The sequence below is a fragment of the Shewanella marinintestina genome (assembly GCF_023283845.1).
GTDB classification, from domain to species: domain Bacteria; phylum Pseudomonadota; class Gammaproteobacteria; order Enterobacterales; family Shewanellaceae; genus Shewanella; species Shewanella marinintestina.
Genome location: NZ_JAKILC010000001.1, coordinates 306,153 through 330,886 on the forward strand (window position 1 = coordinate 306,153; position 24,734 = coordinate 330,886).

Here is a 24,734-nt window from a genome sequence, read left to right on the forward strand (position 1 = left end):
ATTAACCTCCTGCTACTACAGAAAAAATTTCAAACTTGTCACCGGCTAAACAACACTCCGACTGCCAGCGCACGCGAGGTACAATTTCACTGTTGATCGCCACAGCAATAGCGTTTACATCGGCGCCTGCTAATTCGGCATAGATTTCAATTACACTTTGTACTGTTGAGTTAATCGCAACCTGTTTGGTTTCATCATTAATACTGATATCAATGCTGTCTGTAGCTTTATTCATATTGGTTCTCCGTAAACGGAAATTTTTCACAAGCTGACTTGGCCGCAGCGGAAGTATATTCATTGCCGCAGATCATGCATTCTGGGTTACGCAGCAAACGGGCTTCTCGCCAGCTAAACTGATTACCATCAAAACGATACAGTTTACCGATCAGTGCTTTATTACCCATTATCAATTGCAAAGCCATCAAGGCCTGCATCGATGCCAAAGTACCGACCATAGGTCCCAATACCCCCACTGTTTGACAGCTCTGATTAACTCGCATGTCAGCTGGAAACAAACAGTGATAACAGCCTGATTGTGGACTTACATGTTGATCAATACTGAGTAATTGTCCTTGGAAGTGGGCAGCAGATGCTGACACTAGACCAATTTGCTGCTTAATCGCTAACTGATTAACAAAATGCCTAGTCGCGAAGTTATCACTGCAATCGAGCAACAAATCAATCTCAGCACTATTTAGCACTGACTCAGCATTGTTATGGTTTAAATGTTCAGTTACAGCGGAAACGCCCGTTTGCTCATAAGCGCGGCGAAGTTTTGTTTTAGCCACTAAGGCTTTATATAGACCTAAGTCACTATCATCAAACAACAGCTGGCGTGGTAAATTGGACACTTCCACCGTATCACCGTCCACCAGTGTTAGATGACCAATACCTGCAGCCGCAAGGTATTGCGCTACGAGATGACCTAGGCCGCCAATGCCAATAATGACGACCTTTGCATCAGCAAAGGTTTGCTGACCCGCCTCACCAACTTCAGGCAATAAGATTTGCCGTGAGTAACGGATAAACTCTTTATCAGTTAGTGGCATCTCTACAACTCCCACCAGGTTTGCTGCAAAGCAGTAAAGGCGGCAGCGGGATCATCAGCCTCAGTGACGGCACGCACCACGGCAACGTCATCCACGCCTGTTGCTTTAACGCTATTGACACATGCAGCATCAATACCGCCTATCGCGACTATCGGTAGATCCCCTTTCATTAACGACACATAGCGGGCTAATTTATTCAGTCCCTGTGGCTTTGAAGGCATAACCTTAGTGGTTGTCGGAAAAATATGACCGAACGCGATATAAGAAGGCTTATGTTGTTTAGCCAGCAATATTTCAAAATAGCTATGGCTAGAAAGCCCAAGCGCCAGCTTGGCAGCGCGCAGCTGTTCTAGGTTGCTAGCAATAAGGTCTTCTTGTCCTAAATGCACTCCATAAGCTTGATGTTTAATCGCCAATTGCCAATGATCATTGATAAATACTCGCGCCTTGTAATCACGGCCAAGTGAAATAGCCTGAATAATGCTGCGCTCAAGCGTTACATCAGTAAGATCTTTTACCCTTAACTGGATTGTTTTAGCACCCGCTTTAAGTAAGGTTTCGAGCATTTCAACATCTGCAACCACAGGGTAAAGCCCCAAGGACTCTTCAATCTGCTTGAAACTGGCTTGCTCATGCCTATAAGTTTTAAGCGGCATCGGCTCTATTTCGTTGGTCGTCACAAGCTTGATGTATGGAAAATCAACTAACTCCTTCGGCCAAGCCGTTCTTGCCAAGCAGCCGGGGCCTTGACCTATCTGATAGCTGGCCTTAAGCCCCGAATTTACATAAGCCTTAGCCACAACCACCGCATCATTAAGCACAAAGCCATGAGCCATTACCGCTGCGATAGCAGACGATAATGTGCAGCCTGTACCATGATTATTATTTGTATCAATTCGATTACTCGATAGCCAAAAGCTCTGCCACTGGTGCTTATCAGAGATCCCATCAACATCGGTGCATACCAGTAAATCGTTAGCTTGCTGCTGACACCAAGCAGGCCCGTTATCACCGCCTTTTGCTAACACTGAAGTATTTAAGGTTTCAGATAGCTTTTGGGCAGCAACAATACATGCATCAACACTTGTAAGCTCAGTGGCTGCAAGCACAGCCAATTCACTCACATTCGGCGTGATTAAGGTTAATAACCCTTTAAACGGCGTAAAGTCTAAGCCGCCACCATTTGCTAGGGCATCACCGCAAGTAGCCACCATCACAGGATCGAGAATCACAGGCACGTTTTTGTCTGATTGCAACCAACAAGCTTGCTGCTCTGTTAACCATTTAGCTAGCAGCTCTATTTGAGCCTGATCGGCCAGCAAGCCTATTTTTATCGCCGCTGGCGGTAAATCACTCGCTAAAGTATCAAGCTGAGACTGCAACATTTTGCTTGATACAGACTCAACCAACGCCACAGTAACCGAGCTTTGCGCGGTTACTGCGGTGATCACACTGCAAGCGTGGGCCTCAAGATCTGACATGGTTGCCAGATCAGCTTGAATACCCGCACCACCGCCACTATCTGAGCCCGCTATAGTCCATACAATAGGACGATTCACAGATAACGCATCTGGGTTTGCCATGATTAGTCCTCTAGTGCTACATCAGGCTGTTTATTACTTGCTTCATGGTAAAGCTCTGCGCCTTTCGCCTTAAACTCGGCCGACATTTGTGCCATACCTTGCGCTCGTTCAACAGCCAATTTTGCCGCCTCAGCATCGCTACCGCTATAAGACTCATATTCCGCGGCAGATTTAATATCAATGGTTTTGGCCCCAGCTTCACGCTCTTGCGCCGCAGCGTAATCACGCACTTCTTGGGTAATTTTCATTGAGCAGAATTTTGGGCCACACATAGAGCAAAAATGAGCAACCTTAGCTGATTCTTGTGGCAGTGATTCATCGTGATAAGCACGGGCGGTTTCAGGGTCTAAACCTAGGTTATATTGGTCTTCCCAACGAAACTCAAAACGCGCTTTTGATAAGGCATTGTCACGAATTTGCGCGCTCGGATGTCCTTTCGCCACATCACCAGCATGAGCAGCAATTTTGTAGGCAATTAGACCTTGCTTAACATCTTCCTTGTTTGGCAAACCTAAATGCTCTTTAGGCGTGACATAACACAGCATCGCGCAGCCATACCAAGCAATCATTGCAGCGCCAATACCTGAGGTAAAATGATCGTAACCCGGCGCAATATCGGTCGTTTGTGGGCCTAAAGTATAAAATGGTGCTTCATCACACACCTCTAGCTGCTTATCCATGTTCTCTTTAATCAGATTCATTGGAATATGGCCCGGACCTTCAATAATGGTCTGCACGTCATACTCCCAAGCAATTTTCACCAGCTCTCCTAAAGTTTCTAGCTCAGAGAATTGCGCTTCATCATTGGCATCGGCAATTGAGCCGGGACGCATACCATCGCCTAATGACAGCGACACATCATAGGCGGCACAGATCTCACAAATTTCTCTAAAGTGTTCATAAAGGAAATTTTCTTTATGGTGCGACAAACACCATTTAGCCATGATAGAGCCACCGCGAGAAACAATACCGGTTAAGCGTTTAGCCGTCATCGGCACATAGCGCAGTAATACGCCGGCATGAATCGTAAAGTAATCCACGCCCTGCTCTGCTTGTTCAATTAAGGTATCGCGGAATGTTTCCCAGTTAAGATCTTCAGCAACACCATTCACTTTCTCTAGTGCTTGATAGATAGGAACGGTACCAATAGGTACCGGAGAGTTACGAATAATCCATTCGCGGGTCTCGTGAATATAACGACCGGTAGATAAGTCCATTACCGTATCGGCGCCCCAACGGGTCGACCAAACTAGCTTTTCAACTTCTTCTTCAATCGATGAGGTTACCGCTGAGTTACCGATATTGGCATTCACTTTCACCAAAAAGTTACGGCCAATAATCATCGGCTCTGCTTCTGGATGGTTAATGTTTAGTGGGATAATTGCGCGGCCGCGAGCAATTTCTTGCCTAACAAACTCAGGGGTAATTGGTTCACCAATCGCAGCCCCAAAACTCTCGCCTTTATCTTTTTGGGTCAGAATTGGGTCTGTGACCTCAGACTTTGCCATATTTTCACGTATGGCAATGTATTCCATCTCTGGGGTAATAATGCCTTGGCGAGCATAGTGCAATTGGGTAACACGTTTACCTTCTTTCGCGCGGCGCGGCGGTAATAAAGACTCGAAACGCAGATGGTCTAGGCCATCATCAGCAAGGCGCTGCTGAGTAAAGCCCGAACTTGCACCTTGTAACTGCTCAGTATCACTGCGCTCTTCAATCCAGTTTTCACGGAACTTCTCAAGACCTTTACGCACATCAATCATTGCATCAGGATCTGAGTAGGCACCCGCGCAGTCATACACCTTTAACGGCGGGTTGGCTTCAAATACAGGATTGGTTTCGTCACCGCCAATAAGCGTATCGGCTTGATGAATTTGGCGCATACCCACTTTAAGGTCAGCACGGCTACCTTCAAGGTAGATTTTCTCAGAATTTGGGTGTTGTAGTGGTTTTAGATTATCAATAAATTTTTGAGCTTGAGCTCGGGTTTCGCGACGATTTGACATTAGCAAACTCACTTTTAAAAAAGAAATGAAGTTGCTTGCCAGGAGAAAATGAGAATCTGAAAAGTTGAACATATAACTAGGGGTAAATTCTAGTTACACGTAACCACCGAAATGCTGCTTTGGCGCTTATTTAAAAGTCATTTTATGCAGTTATTTCGCTTGTTTCCTTCGCAGGTTCTAGCCTGATCAGGTTCAACGGATCCCGAATTAACGGTCTCAGCCATATGGCACTCCGACAAGATGAGCTGGCAGTATAGACCTATCTACAGGTGAGATACAAGGGCTTAAAAAGTTATTAGACCAGAAGTCAAACACTTAACCACCAAGACCAAATAACTGATATTAAAGGGATTTTAGTGACTACCTTATAGTAAACGGTCATCAACTTGAGTTTTTATCAAACAAATTTTTTATTATTTCCCCAGCATACGCTTTTCTAGTCGAGCAGCGATGGCCTCATTAATTGCTTTTTTAACCTTGTCGCCACCACAATTGAAAGGGTAACCGATAGTCTCGGCATAAGGGTTAATTTGGTCGCCAATTTTAACGATGCGATAGCAAGTATCGCCTTTTCTAATGATGCGATTAGGATCCAGTACATGATCGGTGGTGACCACCTTACTGTACTTATCTATCTCCGGAAAAACGAGTTCCTGCATTTCGCCATCCATCTTACTAAGCGAGCGTTTTTGGCTATAGTTAGCCGCGCTACTTACGACCAGTTCATCAAGTTTATTCGCCCGCTGTTTTGCAAGATAAGATTGGGTAAAGCGCTTTGCTGAGGTGTTTTTGGATGTATTAGCACTCGGGGCAGATAATGCAGTTGCCACTTTAGCTTTATCATCAATTGCCAGTGATAAGTCAGTTTTGGGCTCAGACTTAATTTGTTTACTAGGCTCTTGAACTTCTGTGCGCTTAATCCTTGCCGTATCCTGTTTACTGACAGTTAGCTTATCATCAGGCTTATCCTTAATTGGCGTTGCAGCACTTGGCTTACTCTCCATGCGACTCTCTAACAGAGGCTCAGTTTCTATCTGAGGCTCAGTTTCTATCTGAGGCTCAGCTTTTGGCACTTGATATAAATAAGATTGAATTTTAGTCTCGGTAAGTTTATTAACAGTCACAGTAGGTCTAACCCAAAAATAATTGATCGCAAAAATGACGGCAACATGCACTATTAACACGCTAATAATCAACACTGAAAATGGTGATAATCGAGATCTTTCCAAATACGATTTAGGCAACGCATTCGTTACAGTATTTCCCGGCAACAATGGTGTATTATAGTCTTGTAGTATAAAGGTATTTTTGAGCGAGGAACTGCTGTTACAATTAGCATTAGTTTGTTTATCGAAGCTTAAAGGAAGAGCAAGATAAGTGCAGGTTTCCAGTTCATCTTCAGCGCCATAGAATACGCTAATGAGCCTATCATCTTCGCCTGTCTCTGTCGCTGAACATGCCGTGAAATGCCTTTTTAGCCCAGTGTGATTATCGATTTGATCACCCATGTGACTACCAGCTTTAACGCCTTTTACATCACTAAGACTAAAATCAGTTTTAGTCTTGAAATCCTTTTTATCGACTTTTTGCGTCATGCAGTTAACTTGATCCTATTATCCCTATTTAGCAGTAATTTAGAGCAAGCTAAATGAAATTAGTTCAACATGGATTCTACAAATTAAAACCAATACCAAATAATAATAGGACTCTAATAATAGCCCGCCAATAATAGCGTCTAATACCAACCAATTTAAGCGTACACGTGTTAGCTAAAACTATAGCTTTTCAATTCAAAACTGTTACACTGCACCTAATTGTGGTCAAACCAGAAGTCTTTTATACGATGGCAGTAGAACAAGCGACAGTTTCAGACAATCAAACATCTCCTACAACACAGAAGCAAATTACTGTGGCAAATTACTGCGCTAAAGAAGAACTTGCTAACAGTATTAGTCATGGCCTCGGTGTCATTATAGGTATTGTTGGGCTTATCCTTTGCTTGCTAAAGGGCTATGACCACTTAAGCTTTGTGCAATTAAGTGGAGTTGTTATTTACTGTGCTAGCTTTATTCTATTGTTTCTGTGCTCAACCTTGTATCACAGCGCCACATCACCACTTTTAAAGCATAAATTAAAAATTGCCGATCACTGTGCTATTTACCTTTTGATTGCAGGCACTTATACGCCTTTAATGCTTATCACGCTCACAAGTAGTGATGCAGATTGGGTGCTAATTGCTATCTGGTCACTCGCTATCGGTGGAGTATTATTTAAAACCCTGTTTATTGGTCGCTTTAAAGCGTTTAGCTTAATTCTGTACCTTGTTATGGGCTGGCTTTGTGTGACTGTGATGCAAGATTTAATTGCCAACATGTCAGATCTTGGCTTTAACTTACTCATAAGTGGTGGGTTATTTTATAGCTTAGGCGTGATATTTTACGTGGCTAAGAAGATCCCCTTTAATCATGCTATTTGGCATTTGTTTGTGTTAGCTGGGGCTGTTTGTCATTTCTTGTGTATTTATCTGACCGTGATTTAATATCTATAAATGACGAGTAAACCTAAATCTCTTTGTTACTCATAAAGTTTCATCTTTAATCATAAGGCGCTAACGGCGCCTTATTCATTGGTAATCAATAATGACAATGAGCTTGTGATGAATTACTCGCAGAACTGTTGAAATTCAGCTTGTAAACATTGCGCAGGTACATCCATATTCGCTTTCTTAAACAATTCGATAATGCACTCTAGCGTACATAACCCCCCTTCGATTTGGTTACGGCGCAAAGTAAACTCTGATTTAGCGGTTTCAGTTAATGAATAAGTGCGTGCTGTTTTCAAATATGGGCTCTGGCGTAACATTTTACGTGCTTCTTGCCATGTAGCATCTAAGATTATCAAAGTCTCTGGAAGCGCTTTGACTTCGTTTGCTTGCCCACCTATAGCTTCTTGCCCATTGGTAGCATCATTAGGGAATAAAAGAGCGGTACCGGGCAGAGCTAATTTATCTAATAATGCCGGGGCTGGATTAACACGTGACCAAATAATTCGCTCACAATGCTCGCCTGCAAATTTAAGGGCAATATTACCTGTATTAGTTGGACGAGTGGCTTCGCGTTCATGGGTTAAAAGTATAACGTGCACAGCAGTGGCTCTTTAATCTGTAATATGTAAAACACGGTTGCAGTATATACCCAAAATGGGCCTAATGCAGACTAGTCTCAATGAAAGTCTCGAGAACGAATCGATAACTTATCCAGTTCATGGGATATGTCCTCAAGCTTGCCAGCAACAACATGAGTCACACCAGATTGTCTCTCTAAAACACCGCTCACTTTCATGACTTTTGACACTAAATACGCTTGGCGCTGAGCCCTTGCTGTAGCACTCCAAACAACAAGGTTTACATTACCAGTTTCATCTTCCAAGGTGATAAATGTCACCCCCGATGCAGTCCCTGGCCTTTGCCGACCAACCACCAGCCCTGCCACTGTCACGACTTGACCACAGCGACAATTATCAAGTTGTTCAGCGGTTAAGCAGTGACGCAAACAGGATTGATATGAGCTAGGCTTTGCTCTAAGCATTGCCATCGGGTGCTCGCCTAATGTAACACCTGTATAAGCATAATCAGCTTGCATAGACTCAGCAGTTGTAGGTGCAGCTAACTGAGGCGTGACCTGATGCTTGTTAATCAAATCAGCTGTTATCCGTTTACTCTCTCCCTTGGTATACTTATTTAGTTGCTCGAGTTCATCGGCAGCAAACAGCGGCAAACTCTGCTGACAAGCCGACAACTGCCAACGAACTTGGTGTCTATGCCCTGCAAGATTTACAAATGCATTTGCACTCGCCAAGGTTTCAAGTTCATGGCGGGCAATACCTAATTGATAGATCTGCTCAAGCTGATGAAACCCTTGCTCTGGCCTTAACTCTACAAGTCGAGCACACTCTTTTTGGTTGAGTCCTTTCACTAATCTAAAGCCCAACCGTAGCTGCTGCACACCATTTTCATCAGACTCTAAACTGTGCTGCCACTGACTTTGATTGATGCAAACTGGTAGCACCTTTACACCGTGTCGTTTCACATCTTGAATTAACTGCGACGGACTATAAAAACCCATAGGTTGACTATTAAGTAACGCACAACAAAATGCCGCCGGATAGTGGTATTTTAAATACGCTGACACATAAGCAAGTAGCGCAAAGCTTGCAGAGTGTGACTCTGGAAAACCATATTCACCGAAGCCTTTTATTTGCCGGTAAACTTGCTCGGCAAACTCTGTCGAATAACCACGGCTCTGCATGCCATTTAACAGTTTTTCTTCAAACTGTTGTAACTCTCCCGAACGTTTCCAGCTTGCCATCGCACGCCTTAATTGGTCGGCTTCACCGCCAGAAAAGCCCGCAGCCACCATAGCTAATTGAATCACTTGTTCCTGAAAAATCGGCACCCCCATAGTGCGCGATAAAACGGATTCAACCTCAGTACTTGGGTAACTCACCTTCTCTAACCCGTCTCGACGCCTTAAGTAAGGGTGCACCATATCGCCTTGAATTGGACCCGGACGAACAATCGCTATTTGCACCACTAAATCGTAATAGCATTTAGGTTTGAGCCTTGGCAGCATTGAGGTTTGCGCCCGCGACTCCACTTGAAACACGCCAATGCTATCTCCTTGTTGTAGCATTTGGTACACCTCAGCTTGCTCCCAACAAATATCTGCCATTGAAAATGCTTTAACTTGCTGACTTTGGTAAGGCTCTAAACTATTATCTAAACTATGATAGTTTTGCAGTGAAAGATTATCGCAAGTTTGGTTTTGAGTATTAGTCTGGGCCTGAGTCTGAGAATGAGTAATAAGCTCAAAGCATTTTCGAATAGCAGTTAACATGCCTAAAGCCAACACATCGACTTTTAGCAGGCCTAAACTTTCTAAATCATCTTTATCCCACTGAATAACCGTTCTATCAGCCATTGCAGCGTTTTCAACTGGCACCAACTCACTTAATGGCCCTGATGAGATAATAAATCCGCCCACATGCTGAGAGAGGTGCCGAGGAAACCCTAGAATTTCTTGTACCAAAGGCAAAAAATACTGACCAATGCCCTCTTTTGGCACCAAGCCTTTAGCCTCTAATTGGCTTAGCCAATCAAACTCAATATCGCGCCGATCAATACTATGCAGCATATGCTCAATATGTTGTCTGTCTATACCTAAGGCTTTACCGACGTCGCCCATGGCACTTTTAAAGCGATAGCTGATCACCGTAGCGGCAAGTGCTGCACGTTCGCGGCCGTACTTACTATAAATATACTGGATGATCTCTTCGCGGCGCTCATGCTCAAAATCGACGTCAATATCAGGCGGTTCATTACGCTCTTTAGACACAAAGCGCTCAAACAGCATATTGACTTTAGTTGGGTCAACTTCGGTGATCCCTAAGCAATAACACACAACTGAATTAGCCGCCGAGCCTCGGCCTTGATGTAAAATATTCTGTGATTTAGCAAACTGAACTATGTCGTAAATGGTTAAAAAGAAATACTCATACTGCATCTCTTTAATTAACAGCAACTCTTTTAAATATTGCAGCTTAACCAATACAGGGATCTTGTGGTTAAAACGCCAATTCGCGCCCTTTTCAACTTCAGCAGCTAAATATTCACTCGCAGTGACGTTGCTAGGAACCACTTCACTTGGATATTCGTATCTCAGTTCATCTAAACTGAAGTCACACTGCCGTGCTATCACTAAGCTGTTATCAATCCAAGCTTTAGGGTACCGCTTAGCAATCGCATTTAACGGTTTTAATGCCGTTTCTGTGTTTGCGAGTAACAACGCACCAGCTTGCTCTAATTGAGTGGCGTAGCGAATACAAGTCAGCACATCTTGCAGCTTTTGTCGCTGCTCACAATGCATACGCACATTACCTGCAGCTACGCATTCAATCTGTAAGTTATCCGCTAGTGATTGCCATAACTGCAGCTTTAATGCTTCACCAGCCAGTAAGCTTCGCTCCATTAATAAGTAACAACGCTCAGCAAATGCTGAAACTAATGCTTGAGCAATAGTCAAACACTGCGCTTGATATGCCTGCAACTGACTCGCTACTTGGGCAGTTGATTCCAATGCTTGCCCCAGAGGCTGAGGCTGCCACAATAAAATACACTCATCTAATCCATTTAAAAGCTCAGTAAACTGCAGCTGATAAGCGCCCTTTTCTGCTCGGCGACGGGATGAGGTGATAAGCTGACTTATTTGCCCATAGCCTTTACGGTTTTTAGCCAAGAATACAAATACGCCTTCAGCTAGGCGAAACTCCGCGCCGACTAATAAACGGATTTGATGCTTTTTGGCCGCTTCATGGGCTTTGACTATGCCTGCAAACGAGCATTCATCAGTTATCGCGATTGCCTTATAACCTAGCTTTGCCGCTTGCTCCACGAGCTCATGAGGATGAGAGGCTCCCCTTAAAAAACTATAGTTTGAAATAGCGTGTAGCTCTGCATACATTAGCTAAACCATCCATGTAGATAGAAGCCCTCTTGCTCTTGGTAAACCCAGCACAGCCCACCATCAACATGACTAGCAATGTAATAGTCTCGGCAATAGTAAGCTTGCTGCCACCAATGGGTTTGTAATCGCTCAGGTCCTTTCAATAATTCAAACTCTGTTCTAGCAATGACCTCAGGCTGAGCAAGTAGCCAAAAAGGTCTGCAAGCCCCAAACGACAAAGTATGTTCCTGCTGCCTAGTTTGTACCTTGCCAATACTGTTAAGTGTTGTACTTTGCCAACTATGCTCAGGTAAGTGCTCAGAGACTGACGCAATACCTTTAACTTTATCGCTGCCAAGCCGCGCTTGTAAGCTCGATAACAAGTAGCGGCCGGCATCGCTTTTTCCAGCTTTTGCATGAGTGAGTAAATGAGTTTGCCCTTGAGTAATTGGCGCAAATTTATTGGCATAAATACACAGTTCAACCACTGGCTGATATAAGGTCACACGCTCAAGTTGCATACGGCATAAACTAAGCAGTTCGGCGCTTCTATGTTCAGCGAAGGGATAGTAAATTGTCAGTTCTAAAGGCGCTAACTCTCGGTCACGATAACCTAAACTTAAACTCAGCGTTTGCAGTGCCCATTGACGCTGCACTAAATAACTGGCGAGATCATCTAACATTCGCCTTAGCGGGAAGATGATTCCCGGCATAGACTCAACTTCATAGAGTAAGGTCAGTTTTTGCTGATAATGGCTAGCAGGCTCAAAATACGGCATTGGCTGGGGTAGCTTGCCACTGATCTTAGCCAGTAACTGTAATAAAGGTTTACCAAAGCGCTGACCAAGATCTTTTTCGGGTAATGCGGTTAACATAGATAGCGTATGCAAACCCATATTAACAAATGCCTCGGATAAATAGTTTGATACCGGTAAAGCCTTAATCGGCAGAGTATCTAGCAACAAACAATTATGTTCATGTTGTAAATAACGGTTTTGCAGCTCCGCTTGCTGTTCAAGCTCTGATGCTTTTTCATTACTCTGATAACCTTGTTCAAGAAAAACCTTATTCAAGCTATCGGATAAGGAACTAAATATCGGTGCTTGCAGCGCTAAAAGCTGTGCTGCTAGTGGTGTTTCAGCAATCGCAAGCTGTACGTCTAGCCCTAGTGCTAAAGCCTTTTGCCCATATTGTTGAACCAGATTGTCAATGCCATCAAACACTAACCCCATGGAGCTAACTTCTAACACCAAGCAGTCATCAACAAACTCATTCACTGAGAACTTGCCTGCTTTTTTAACCAAGCTTTGGTTAAATACAGCACCGTCATTAGTCAGTTCCTGTTTGGCATATTGAGCGGCTAGCGAGCAATGCAACGGCGCAACTCGGGCGCTAAACGCATAACTCCACTGACAGAGCCAGTCAGAAGCTTGTTGAGTCACATGAGCGTCAAACTCTATCAGTACCACTTCAGCCAATAAGCTTTGCGCAGTGCTAATACTCATGCCACAGCGAATTCCTGATTGTATTGCACTGTGATCACAGGCTAATACTTGTAATGACTTAGGCTCAAATAACACACAGCCATCAGTAGATTGCTGTTGATGTAAATACCTAAGATATTGAAATGCCCATTGAGGATAATAAGCTGCAAGCCATAACATATTGATTTTCTCGGCAGTTATTGTTCAGTTAGAACCCAATAAATTAAGGCGCTGCATGAGCAATGTTATCGACGATACTAAGCTTGAGTGTCTGTTCTATTGGCAGGTCTTTAACGATTGTTCTTCTTTGAGGAACACTAGCAACTAACGCTTCTGCTGATAGCTTATGCGTTAAATAGTCGGGCGTCCCAAGTAAGCTTTCTTTTAAATGGGGTGGCAGTAACGACAAACTAAATGCTTTACTCGGCCAACCGCCCCTGCGCTTAATAATATTAATGCAGCTATCGCCACAGCGTTCCACTGCCCTAATGGCATTAACATTATTAGCATTTACACTCTTTTTAGGCTGGGGCTGATCTTTAGCTTTAACTTGAGTTTGCTCTTTAAGCTGTTTATTAGAATGAGCTTGCTCATTGGAAATCGCTTTAGTGTTCATTTGATTACGGCGGAAATACGAACGTTTAAGCGTTAAGCGTAAATTAACTGGATGCGCGTTATCAGCCAACTTGTTTGGTAAATATAATAGACACAATGCTTGGCCTTTTTCTGCGGCGAGCTGCAGTCGTCTCGACTCTGTAATAGATAAATAATCCAGCCACGCCAACACGAGAGGTACAGCGCCACTACTCAATGCCTGCTCTATGGACCATAACTGCTCTTTTCTATCGCTGCTATCAATCCAAATTAAACGCTCAACCTCCACACCCTGTAATTCAAGCGCTTGAGGATTAGGAATATAAGGCGGCGCAACCAGCATGACTAATGACTCTACATGGTTTGTATCAGCTGCGCATGTCTTGCTAGCTTCAGAGTCCTGCTCTGAAGCAAACGTTTGCGATACAACACCTTTACCAATCAGTTGCTGTAATAAGGGTAATACTAGCGTTAACTCGCCTTGGCCGGGATTATCGTATAAACACTCACATACACCTTGTTTAGGCCAACCATTATCAGCCAAGTGCTTATTGAGCAGCGAAAAGCCAGTGCAATAAGCCTCGCTCTGATGCTGCCATTGCTCGCCTAACCAGAGATCTTGTCGCTCAAGTAAATTGGCTAGCGGCAGCTTTACTTTTAGCTCACTGCTTGAACGCTGATTAATTTGCTGCTGAGCAGCAATATTTGCCTCCTTTAATTCATCCGCAGTTAATGCTGTAGCGTAACTCATCATCATGCACCTAATTTCGTCGACCAGCTCTTCACCTCTCATCTTGCCATTTAGCATTCGTTTGCTTAAGGCTGAGCGAGCATATTCAACGGCCCAATAAACACTGTATAAAAACACAGTATAGTTATCTTTGATTAGATCGCAAGAGATCTTGGCTGCAAAAAAAAGCGCTCCTCTTAGAGAGGAGCGCTTAAGTGCTTAATTTAGCGCCGCGTTATTACTGATTAGGTAACGTGGCTAACTGAATGCTTACTTGTACTTTTTTACTTTCTTCAATGCGACTTGTTGCTTCAGCATAGAAAGATGATCGGTAAACACGATACCATTAAGATGGTCCATTTCATGTTGTAGAACGATCGCTAAAAATTCATCAGTATCTATTTCAAACGCTTTACCGTCACGATCTAATGCACTGACTTTAACCCCTTCATGGCGGTTTACTTTAGCGCGATAGCCAGGAATAGATAGGCAACCTTCTTCACCTTGATACTCACCACGAGACTCAACGATTTCAGGGTTAATCAACACCATTGGCTGATCACGCTCTTCAGATAAGTCGATAACTAAAATAGCATGCAAACTACCAACCTGAGTCGCTGCTAAACCGATACCGTCTTCGGTGTCATACATAGTTTCAATTAGATCGTCGATAAAGCCTTGTACTGACGCAATATCAGTTACTGGCACAGCTTTACGCTTTAAGCGCTCATCGGGGATCGTTAAGATGTCTAACACTGCCATATTCTTATCACACTAATGTTAACTAAAAAATTCGCGCTATTATGACCGAATCGCCAATAAAGGCAATCTCGAGTTCTATTTAAAGTCTGTAATCCCTAGGCTACAAGGGGGGATTAGCTCAGTAACAAGCTCAATTTAGCCATCAGTCCTCCCTATATAAGCCTACTAATTCGTTTCCACTTCACACAATTTACTCCACTTTTTATTAACATGTGATAGCATGATTTAAATTTGTATAAAATATACAGGAATAATATGACCTCTGCAGGACGCACAGCGCTGCCCCCTACGTTCTTCGTTGCCAATACGATGGAGATCTTTGAACGCTTAGCCTGGTATGGTTTTTTTGCCTTATCATCTTTATATATGACCTCGCCGCAAAACCAAGGTGGTTTAGGGTTTTCAGAGCAAGAACGCGGGCTATTGCAAGGCATGATCCCCTTTTTTCTGTACTTATTTCCGGTATTAACGGGCGCCCTCGCTGATAGATATGGCTATCGAAAGATGTTCCTTGTTGCCTACGCGATTATGTGTCCGAGTTATTATCTTCTCGGCCAAGTCGATACTTTTATGGGATTTTTTGTCGCTTTTATGGGCGTTGCAGTTGGTGCAGCCTGCTTTAAGCCTGTCGTGACCGGCACTGTGGCACGCACGACTGATGACACTAACCGAGGCTTAGGCTTTGGCATATTCTACATGATGGTCAATATTGGTGGCTTCTTAGGTCCGTTCATTGCAGGTTATGTTAGAGCGATTAGCTGGGACTGGGTATTTATCATGTCTGCGTTTTGGATCGCGATTAACTTTATCCCTGCTTATTTCTTTTATAAAGAGCCGACGGATCAAAACCAGCAACAAGGCAAGCCTCTTAAAGCAGTATTTAAAGATATCCAAGAAGTTTTAGGCAACGCTCGCTTTGCGATTTTATTCTTTGGCACCCTTATCATCTTACTGTCTTATGGCGCTAAGTGGATCACTGGAGAAGCGACCCTCATCATCTATGCAGTCTGGTTTACGGCACATATCATCTGGGACAAACTCGCCTCAACTAAAAAACAAGCCCCTTGGTACGCTCAAAAAGTCAGTTTAGGTAATAAACCCTTTGTGATTTACTTGCTGATTTTATCTGGCATGTGGATGGTGTATCAGCAAATCTTTATTACTCTACCTATTTATATACGTGACTTTGTTGATACCTCTGATCTGGTATTGATGCTTGCGCCTTACCCTGATCTACTGCAATTTTTTGCACCTGTGGATATTAATTTATTGCAATCAGAACTCACTCGCTTAAGCAGTGAGGTAGCTAACGGCACACTCAATGCTAAACAAGCTTACTTTGAACTGGTGCACACTAAAGTCATGGTACCTACCACTGAAATAAGCCAAGCATTAACCGCTATAGCGCAAACCCCAACAATTGCGGCGCAATACGCACAAACTTGGGCAAGCGAATATCGGCAAGTTAATCCTGAGTATCTAATTGGACTGAACTTCTTATCCATTGTGGTCATGCAATTGATGATCAGCCGTTTTGTAGAACGTTTCCAAGCGCTGCCCGTTTTGGTTGGCGGTACCATAATTCTGGCTCTTGGCACAGCTATTGGCGGTATTGCCCACGGCGCAATTATGGGCGGAGCGATGGTGCTTACTTCAATTCTCGTTTTTTCAATTGGCGAAATGGTGGCCTCACCTAAAAGCCAAGAGTATGTGGCAAGCTTTGCGCCTAATGACAAAAAAGCCATGTTTATGGGCTATTATTTTGTCTCTTCAGCGATTGGTTTTTTATTAGCAGGACCATTATCGGGCTATTTATATTCTGAAGTGGCTAAAGGCGCTGATAGACCCGACCTTATGTGGTACATCATAGGTACGTTAGGTCTATTAACGGCGTTAGGTTTGGTGCTATTTCATAAGTTTGGTACAACGCCACAAGCTGAGGATAACGAGCTTGAGCTGGCTGAAATCAATTAGTGTTATAAGCTTTACACAGAACTGATGTAGGCGTTATCGCCCAACAAAAAGCCCATATTGATTATCAATATGGGCTTTAAAATATAGCTAACATCAAAGTTACAGCATAGAAATTAGAACTGCGAACGGATAGCAAATACCCACTGGGTATCTTCGTTTTCAATTTGCTCTAATTTTTCCCAGTCATATTGGTAGCGAATCACCCAAGACCACTGTGGGTTAATTTGATAGCCAAGTGCCAACCAACTTCTAGCGTCATAACGCTCAACACCATCAATGCCAGCGTTACCTTGAACATAAAGCTCACTATACCAATGCTCAGTCATCGGCTTTAATATCGTCATGCTTGCATTGGCAGCCGTGCTGTCTTTATAAGATTTAACAGCAAGATGATTCACTGCGACTTCGGTAAAGACCTGCGTTGATAGCCAGCCTTGGTGCTCCGTCATTAAACCCATTTGATATTGGTAATGGTTAGCTTTACCTTGAGGGGTATCTGTTTTACCGTGATCGACTGAAGCTCTAAAGTTCACTTCACTTGTTGAATACAGGTAACCTAAGTGCCATTTATCGCCATCGAAATTGCTATTAGCTGAAAACTTTTGATGGCTCGTTGCAAAACTACCACCGAGTTTAAAGGTATCGTCGTCAAAACCAATATAGAGTGAAGTATTGAGATTTAAGGGGTCAGCGATATGACGAAAATCATTCGCCAAAACAGGCGCTGATACCACTGAGAGTAATAACAAAGACCCTATAAAAGGACGTAAAGCCTTTACTGACATTATATATACCGTCAAAAAAGCGCTATTATTACTTTAGCGCTAACTATCAGCAAGAGCTTTTACTTTATATTACAAGCGCATAACTCAGAAAGAACATTAGCCCAAGCAGTTAACAGCTGCAACGTGAAGTTAGCGTGTATTGAACACTAAACCACTGGTTTGTTGATCTCATCACCATTAAAATTTAACGTAATGCTTAAGAGATAAAATTTATGCATCAAGTCAGTAAACCTTCACCAATGACGCAAATATGGCATATTGTGTCTATGATCCCTAAAGGTAAAGTGTGTTCATACGGTAAAGTCGCGGACTTAGCTGGTCTCCCTGGGCGGGCTCGCTATGTATCAAAAGCGCTAAAGTCAGCTCCCTCTGAACTTGGACTGCCTTGGCACAGAGTCATTAATAGTCAAGGAAGAATCTCTTTTGCTGAACATAGTGAGGGGTTTATAGAGCAGATGCAGCGACTACGAAGCGAAGAGGTCATCGTTAATCGCGGAAAAGTTAAATTATCTGAGTATGAATGGCGTCCCGATATGGCAACATTGGTGCTATCAATGCCATTTTAATGTTTTACCTAAATAAACAGATGCAATCGAAAATATTTATTTAATCCACAGCATTATCAAAGGAGCTGCCTTTGTTTAAACACTTCCCTATATTAGCTGCTGTCAGCTTATTAATTACAAGCCATACAACGCTTGCAGCGCCAACGGCACTGACGCCACATACTGCAGAGTATGAAGTCTATTACGGCAGTATTGAGTTAGGTCGCGCCCGCTATATTCTTGAAGCTCCTGAAGGCAACTTATTTAAATACCGCTTTGACAGTGATGTCGGTTTATTGATGCTCTCTGATCAGCGCCATATTCGCAGTGAGTTTACACTCGAAGGCACGGATCACCTTGTACCAATGCGTTACTCTGTTGAGCGAACAGGCACAGGGCCAGGGTTTCGGGAACAAGCCGCCTTTGCTAAAGGGCAAAATGTAGTGCATAGCCGCTATAAAGGAGAACGAGCTAAATTCCCTTACGACACGGAATTGTTTGATCCTTTAATGGTGCAGCTACAGTTTAGGCTCGATATGGAAGCCAACAAAGAAGCATTACATTACAGCATGGTCAAAGAAGGCGAAATTGATGACTATAATTTTAAAATAGTAGGTAAAGAACGTGTCAATATCGACAGTGGCAGCTATCAAACCATCAAGTTTGAAGTGGTACGTGACAGCAAAAAGCGGCAAACTTTTTTTTGGATGGCGCCCGATCTAAGTTACTTACCTATCCGCCTATCTCATTTTGAAAAAGGCAGTAAACAATTAGACATCAAGTTACTCAACTATCGATTTACCCCTACAACCACCACAACACAAGCATTAAACAATGAAAGTGTTCCGCTTGAGAGTAATAAGCAAGGGTAGCTAAACTGAGCGAACTAAGCGAACTAAGCGAACTAAGCGAACTAAGCGAACTAAGCGAACTAAGCGAACTAAGCAGTTTTAGTCGCTTTATCTGCCTGCCAAACATATAAAACAAAAAGCTCGCTAAGTATCACTTAACGAGCTTTTTAATTGTGTATCTTTACCGTACAAGGCTAATTTAAAGGCTAGTTAAAAACTTATTCAAAAGTAGCTCAAAACCTATTCAAAGACTAACTCACAGAAGAGCTAACTAACTCACCTTTTTTAAATAACTTCCACTCTCCTGGACTCAGCACGTTCCATTGCTCATTTTTCGTCAAGGGGCGAGTTGCAATCACGGTAACAATATCATTAGGTGTGGTTTCTTTATCAAAATCAATCACCACATCGGTATCTATCAATTTTGCTTTGCCAAACGGTGCGCGGCGCGTGATATAGCATAGGTTATTACTGCAATAACTCATTAAATGCTCACCATCACTTAATATCATGTTAAACACACCTAAAGCGCGAATTTCATCAGCCAACGTTGAAATGTAATGATATACGGCGACACGATCATTTGGCCCTTTATCACCGAATTTTTCGACAACTTTGTCCATGATCCAACAAAACGCCATTTCACTGTCAGTGTCACCCACAGCGGTAAAGCGTTTGGCAATAAACTTATCTTCATAATCACTTAGCTGACCATTATGAGCATAGGTCCAGTATTGCCCCCACAACTCACGAGTAAACGGGTGAGTATTTTCAAGTGACACGCAACCTCGGTTTGCTTGGCGGATATGGCTTACCACCACTTCACTTTTTATCGGGTAGGATTTTATAAGCTGTGCAACATGGGATTCACTGCTCGGGCGGGCATCTTTAAAGGTTCGATTGCCCTTGCCTTCATAAAAAGTAATGCCCCAGCCATCAACATGCGGCCCGGTAACCCCACCTCTTTCAGCAAGTCCGGTAAAGCTAAATACAATATCTGTCGGAACATTGGCACTCATGGCCAGTAACTCGCACATTAATCTTAATCCCGTTCTATCTACTACTTAATATCTATCATTCTAACCACTTGTTCAGCTTTGTGGAATCATAAAGCGTTGCAATTAATTTAAACATTTGTTTGAAAAATGCTTGTATAAAAATCCACTAAGGTTTAATTTTATGAGACACAGGTCTGACCACGCACTATAATTGTGAGGTAGCACCAAAACAAGTGCCTTTAGGTCAACTTTAGGTCACGCACACAAGGAGAATAACAGTGACGACCCTACTTTGGATTTTGGCAATGATTGTGGCGATAGGTGCTTTTGCTTATCTCAGAGTCTCTCTGCTTACCGCCACCCTAGGCACCGCTATTGTATTAGCAATAGGTACAGGTATCGGCAATGCAAGTGCAATACTTTGGCTAGTTTTTCTAGCTATTGCTCTGCCCCTTAATGTCAGCTCCTTTAGACAAAATATGATCACGCGACCATTGCTTAAAGTGTATCGCGGGATCATGCCTGAAATGTCTTCTACTGAAAAAGAAGCGATTGAAGCAGGAACAACTTGGTGGGAAGCAGACCTATTTGCAGGCAAGCCAGACTGGAATAAACTCCACAACTACCCTAAGGCGACATTAAGTGCTGAAGAACAAGCATTTCTTGACGGTCCGGTAGAAGAAGTTTGCCGCATGTTAAACCAACATCAGGTTTCTCATGAATTAGGTGATTTACCTGAAGAAATTTGGCAATACTTAAAAGACCATGGCTTCTTTGCTATGATCATTAAAAAGAAATACGGCGGTTTAGAATATTCAGCTTATGCCCAGTCTCGTGTACTGCAAAAGCTTGCAGGTTTAAGCAGCGAATTAGCATCAACGGTTGGTGTACCTAACTCTTTAGGCCCAGGTGAACTACTACAGCATTACGGTACTAAAGCTCAGCAAGACCATTATCTCCCCCGCCTAGCGCAAGGATTAGAAGTGCCTTGTTTTGCCTTAACTAGCCCAGAAGCAGGTAGTGATGCAGGCGCAATTCCTGATTTCGGTATTGTGTGTAAAGGCGAATGGGAAGGTGAAGAAGTTCTAGGGATGAAGCTCACTTGGAACAAGCGTTACATTACCCTTGCCCCTGTAGCGACTGTTCTTGGTCTTGCATTTAAACTTCGCGACCCAGATCAATTACTGGGTAATCAAGAAGATTTAGGTATTACCTGCGCCCTTATTCCGACTGATATTGAAGGTGTGGAAACAGGTCGCCGTCACTTCCCACTTAACTGTATGTTCCAAAATGGCCCTACCCGCGGTAATGATGTCTTTGTACCACTTAGCTTTATTATTGGCGGCGCCGAAATGGCCGGCCAAGGCTGGAGAATGCTCGTAGAATGTTTATCTGTTGGCCGTGGTATTACTCTGCCATCAAACTCTGCTGGCGGCATTAAAACTGCAGCACTCGCAACCGGCGCCTACGCCCGTATTCGTCGTCAGTTCAAGCTGCCTATCGGTAAACTAGAAGGTATTGAAGAGCCAATGGCACGTATTGGCGGTAACGCTTACCTAATGGATGCGGTAACCTCTTTAACAACAACGGGTATCGACCTTGGTGAGAAACCATCGGTGATTTCTGCCATCGTCAAATATCACCTCACCGATAGAATGCAAAAGTGCGTTATCGATGCCATGGATATTCACGGCGGTAAAGGTGTGTGCTTAGGCCCGAACAACTATTTAGGTCGCGGTTATCAAGCAGCACCTATTGCGATTACCGTAGAGGGTGCCAACATTCTTACCCGTTCAATGATTATTTATGGTCAAGGTGCAATTCGCTGCCATCCATATGTATTAGCAGAAATGGAATCGGCGTTTGATCCTGATGCAAACAAAGGCTTACGTGACTTTGATGCAGCTATCTTTGGCCACATTGGATTTACCACCAGCAACCTAGTTCGTAGTTTCTGGATGGGCCTAACCTCTAGCCGTTTCTCTAATGCGCCCTATTCAGATAAAACTAAACGCTACTATCAACAAATGAACCGTTTTAGTGCCAATTTAGCGCTGTTATCGGATCTTGCCATGGCAACTCTAGGTGGCAACCTTAAGCGTAAAGAGCGTATTTCAGCGCGCCTTGGTGACTTACTCAGTCAACTCTACCTTGCCTCAGCGACGCTTAAACGTTACGAAGATGAAGGCCGTTTAACTGAAGATCTACCATTAGTGCAGTGGGCGGTTGAAGATTCATTGTATAAACTACAATCTTCACTCGATGAGTTACTGGATAACTTCCCTATGGGCTTAGGTATTGGACTACGTGCAGTGATCTTCCCATTTGGCCGCCCACTTAAGCGCCCAAGCGATGTGCTTGACCACAAGGTTGCTAAAATTATGCAAACGCCTTGTGCCAGTCGTGACCGTTTAGGTAAAGGTCAATTCTGGACGCCAAGCGAGCATAATGCTGTAGGTATTCAAGAAGAAACCTTCAAAGATATCTTGGCGTCAGAGCCTATTTACGACAAAGTCTGTAAAGCGGCTGGCAAACGCCTTCCTTTTATGTGGCTTGATAAAATCGCAGCAGAAGGTAAAGCACTTGGTGTATTGAGCGAGTCTGAAATAGCCCTGCTTGAGCGCGCTGAGATTGGTCGAATGAAGTCAATTAATGTTGATGACTTTGACCCTGAAGAACTAAAAGCACGTACTCTTGAATATGCAAAGCAGGTGCAAGCCGCATAATTGCTAAACCGAGCGCATAGAAAAGGCTTAAGTATTAACTTAAGCCTTTTTTTATACCATTGACTCAAAAGGCTAAGTGCTAAATCAAAACACTAAGCAGCCAATTCAATAGCTTGCTCACGCAGATAGTCCATGCCCGCTAAGAATCCACTAAACATTTTTAACGCAATAAATTGCCCCGCCTCTGTCGTAAAATAACTATCACTTCGCTTAATGAGTGCACCAGAAGCTAATAAATATGCTAACTCAACAGGGAAAGCTTGCCACAAGCTCATACCGGTATGGGCTTTAAACAGATCATTATCTAAATGACCTTTGCCCATCATAATCATTAAATGGTGTTGATTTATCGACTTTACGCTTAGCAATTTATGATGGCTTGTCCCAACGCCACCGCGATTAATTAATTGAATATACTTATCGATATTAAAGCTTGAAATCTGAAATTGCTCCCCAAAACGACCAAATGCGCCAGAGCCTACACCAAAGCAGTTTTCGCCATCTAATACATATTTATTCTCGACGGCTTGACCAAAGTTACGGCTATAGGTCCAAGGGAACTCCATTATATAGCGATCTGACATTACCTGCTTAACCGCCAGAAATTGGGGAAATAGCTCTTTAGCTTCGCCCACTAAACATTGAGACTTTTTGCGACTCTTACCTATCCCGATAGTCAACGGGTATGTAGTTATTTGATCAGGCTCCAATTGGATCATCCGCTTAATATCGCTCACCACACTACCTGGAGTCTGGCCTTTGAACCCGTACATTAAGTCCACATTAACCGTAGGAAATAGTTCAATTCCGCGCTTAATATCTATTGCTTGTTCATCGCCAGATCCAAATTTTTCAAAGCGACCACTGGCTTTTAATATTCTATCGTCAAAGCTCTGTAGTCCAATAGACATACGATCTACTAAGCCGTTAAGTATTTCAGGATTACCAGTCCTAAAGTAACTTGGATCGGTTTCGCAAGAGACCTCTCTAACTGTCGTTAAGCTTTTAATTAGCTCGATAGTTTTAACTAATTCATCTTCTAATATTGTCGTTGTACCACCGCCAATATATACCCGGTTAAACCGCAGCCCTCCTTCTATCACACGGCGTATTTCTTTTCGCAATGCTTGAAAATATTCAAGGGCTTTCTCTTGATTGTATTTAATTTTGTGAAACGAGCAGAAACGGCAAAGAGTATGGCAAAAAGGAATGTGAATATAGAGGGTTTCGATATGCTGCTCTAGGGTAAAACCTACTGATGACGTTAAGATCGGCAGCGCTTTCGCATCCGCTAAGCTTAGCGATTGTGTAATCGTACGCTGCATAACAAAATCAAGGCTTTGTGTTGTTAAACTTAAACGTAAATCGGTAAATGACATAACTCACCTTGTGATGATGAATTTACCTGAGCCCAGGTAAGTAAGTATCTAATACCTTACTCTTTGATTATATTTAAAAGTGTGTTGTATGGCTGATGTTTAGCTATCCACTTATCCTCTTATACTAAGTCTGTCACAGAACAACGTATTGATCTCAAAACTTATAAACAATACCAGATGCAAATGCTCTCAGTTTTGAGTTTACTTGTTAGTTAAAGTGGTTGATATCGCAATATAGTTTAAAATTAATACCTATCAGCGATATGCATATATTTGCTATCAAGGAAATTGTAGCACCATGAAAAAACATACTGTAAAGCTTGGCTTTATTGCCGCAGCACTGATGAACCTCGGCGGTGTATTAATCTTTTCTCGATTTTTCAGTAACTCAATCATTAATCAAGCCGACCCAGTTGTAATGTCAAACTTTGGTTTATTGATGATTTGCATATGGGGACTTGTTTTTTTGGCTGCAGCATTTATTGAGTCCAATGTGAAATGGCTAGCTGCCGCGTTTACTGTTGAAAAATTGGTTTATGTGGTGTCTTGGTGCCGCTGGCTATTAAATAATGACTTAACAAGTGTTTATGAAAAAGATCTATTTGCCGGTATTTTTTACAGTATCTATGGGGTAAACGATTTGATATTTATGATTTTTTTCGCAATGATATTTTTTAGCCAACGCGAAGCTACTCACACAAAAAACTAACGCAGCAAGTAATACTCGATGACAGTCAAAACTCATCAGATTATTACGTACGCTGCGCT

Annotated in this window: 19 protein-coding genes and 1 riboswitch; of the genes, 6 read left to right on the top strand and 13 right to left on the bottom strand. The window is 42.9% G+C overall.

Features of this window, described 5'->3' with window-relative positions:
- Position 1: 1 nt before the first annotated feature.
- From thiS to L2747_RS01430, 5 genes are all read right to left on the bottom strand, one after another.
- Complete coding sequence (gene thiS / locus L2747_RS01410; RefSeq protein WP_248997331.1) at positions 2-235, bottom strand: sulfur carrier protein ThiS; 234 nt, start codon at positions 233-235, stop codon at positions 2-4.
- On the bottom strand, positions 228-1,049 hold the full coding sequence (locus L2747_RS01415; protein ID WP_248997332.1) for a HesA/MoeB/ThiF family protein: 822 nt from the start codon (positions 1,047-1,049) through the stop codon (positions 228-230). The genes thiS and L2747_RS01415 overlap by 8 nt, the downstream gene beginning before the upstream one ends.
- A gap of 2 nt (positions 1,050-1,051) precedes the next feature.
- Positions 1,052-2,632: a thiamine phosphate synthase gene (gene thiE, locus L2747_RS01420; RefSeq protein WP_248997333.1), complete on the bottom strand. Its 1,581-nt coding sequence runs from the start codon at positions 2,630-2,632 to the stop codon at positions 1,052-1,054.
- 2 nt (positions 2,633-2,634) lie between these two features.
- Positions 2,635-4,638, bottom strand: a complete 2,004-nt coding sequence (thiC, locus tag L2747_RS01425) for a phosphomethylpyrimidine synthase ThiC (protein ID WP_248997334.1) — start codon at positions 4,636-4,638, stop codon at positions 2,635-2,637.
- A gap of 146 nt (positions 4,639-4,784) precedes the next feature.
- Positions 4,785-4,883, bottom strand: a riboswitch (TPP riboswitch).
- A gap of 168 nt (positions 4,884-5,051) precedes the next feature.
- Complete coding sequence (locus L2747_RS01430) at positions 5,052-6,233, bottom strand: hypothetical protein (RefSeq protein ID WP_248997335.1); 1,182 nt, start codon at positions 6,231-6,233, stop codon at positions 5,052-5,054.
- A gap of 248 nt (positions 6,234-6,481) precedes the next feature.
- Between L2747_RS01430 and trhA the strand changes: the two genes are divergently transcribed.
- Positions 6,482-7,177, top strand: a complete 696-nt coding sequence (gene trhA, locus L2747_RS01435) for a PAQR family membrane homeostasis protein TrhA (RefSeq protein WP_248997336.1) — start codon at positions 6,482-6,484, stop codon at positions 7,175-7,177.
- A 122-nt stretch (positions 7,178-7,299) separates the two neighbouring features.
- Here the strand turns inward: trhA and L2747_RS01440 are convergent, their stop codons facing one another.
- The 5 genes from L2747_RS01440 to def form a co-directional block, all read right to left on the bottom strand.
- Positions 7,300-7,782, bottom strand: coding sequence for a DTW domain-containing protein (locus tag L2747_RS01440; protein ID WP_248997337.1), 483 nt, complete (start codon positions 7,780-7,782; stop codon positions 7,300-7,302).
- Between the two features lie 77 nt (positions 7,783-7,859).
- Positions 7,860-11,156 (bottom strand): error-prone DNA polymerase, encoded by a 3,297-nt coding sequence (locus L2747_RS01445; RefSeq protein WP_248997338.1) that lies wholly within the window; start codon positions 11,154-11,156, stop codon positions 7,860-7,862.
- Positions 11,156-12,802 carry a Y-family DNA polymerase gene (locus L2747_RS01450; RefSeq protein ID WP_248997339.1) on the bottom strand — a complete coding sequence of 549 codons (1,647 nt, stop codon included), beginning with the start codon at positions 12,800-12,802 and terminating at the stop codon, positions 11,156-11,158. Before L2747_RS01450 ends, L2747_RS01445 begins: the two co-directional genes overlap by 1 nt.
- A 43-nt stretch (positions 12,803-12,845) precedes the next feature.
- Positions 12,846-14,084, bottom strand: coding sequence for a hypothetical protein (locus L2747_RS01455; RefSeq protein WP_248997340.1), 1,239 nt, complete (start codon positions 14,082-14,084; stop codon positions 12,846-12,848).
- 132 nt (positions 14,085-14,216) lie between these two features.
- Positions 14,217-14,708, bottom strand: coding sequence for a peptide deformylase (def, locus tag L2747_RS01460; RefSeq protein ID WP_248997341.1), 492 nt, complete (start codon positions 14,706-14,708; stop codon positions 14,217-14,219).
- A 255-nt stretch (positions 14,709-14,963) separates the two neighbouring features.
- Between def and L2747_RS01465 the strand changes: the two genes are divergently transcribed.
- The gene (locus L2747_RS01465; protein WP_248997342.1) at positions 14,964-16,682 is read left to right on the top strand and encodes an MFS transporter; all 1,719 of its coding nucleotides are present in this window, start codon (positions 14,964-14,966) and stop codon (positions 16,680-16,682) included.
- 113 nt (positions 16,683-16,795) lie between these two features.
- On the opposite strand, the gene L2747_RS01470 is transcribed toward L2747_RS01465, so the two are convergent.
- On the bottom strand, positions 16,796-17,467 hold the full coding sequence (locus tag L2747_RS01470; protein WP_248997343.1) for a hypothetical protein: 672 nt from the start codon (positions 17,465-17,467) through the stop codon (positions 16,796-16,798).
- A gap of 212 nt (positions 17,468-17,679) precedes the next feature.
- On the opposite strand from L2747_RS01470, the gene L2747_RS01475 reads away from it, so the two are divergent.
- Complete coding sequence (locus tag L2747_RS01475; RefSeq protein WP_248997344.1) at positions 17,680-18,033, top strand: MGMT family protein; 354 nt, start codon at positions 17,680-17,682, stop codon at positions 18,031-18,033.
- A 71-nt stretch (positions 18,034-18,104) separates the two neighbouring features.
- Positions 18,105-18,884: a DUF3108 domain-containing protein gene (locus L2747_RS01480; RefSeq protein ID WP_248997345.1), complete on the top strand. Its 780-nt coding sequence runs from the start codon at positions 18,105-18,107 to the stop codon at positions 18,882-18,884.
- 230 nt (positions 18,885-19,114) lie between these two features.
- Here L2747_RS01480 and L2747_RS01485 read toward each other — a convergent pair whose 3' ends face one another.
- A complete protein-coding gene (locus L2747_RS01485; protein ID WP_248997346.1) occupies positions 19,115-19,900 on the bottom strand; it encodes a class II glutamine amidotransferase in 786 nt (261 codons plus the stop codon).
- Positions 19,901-20,139: 239 nt separating this feature from the next.
- Between L2747_RS01485 and fadE the strand changes: the two genes are divergently transcribed.
- Complete coding sequence (gene fadE / locus L2747_RS01490) at positions 20,140-22,587, top strand: acyl-CoA dehydrogenase FadE (RefSeq protein ID WP_248997347.1); 2,448 nt, start codon at positions 20,140-20,142, stop codon at positions 22,585-22,587.
- 92 nt (positions 22,588-22,679) lie between these two features.
- Here fadE and L2747_RS01495 read toward each other — a convergent pair whose 3' ends face one another.
- The gene (locus L2747_RS01495; RefSeq protein WP_248997348.1) at positions 22,680-23,966 is read right to left on the bottom strand and encodes a radical SAM protein; all 1,287 of its coding nucleotides are present in this window, start codon (positions 23,964-23,966) and stop codon (positions 22,680-22,682) included.
- A gap of 298 nt (positions 23,967-24,264) precedes the next feature.
- Here L2747_RS01495 and L2747_RS01500 point away from each other — a divergent pair, with 298 nt between their 5' ends.
- Positions 24,265-24,675, top strand: coding sequence for a hypothetical protein (locus L2747_RS01500; protein ID WP_248997349.1), 411 nt, complete (start codon positions 24,265-24,267; stop codon positions 24,673-24,675).
- Positions 24,676-24,734: the final 59 nt, after the last annotated feature.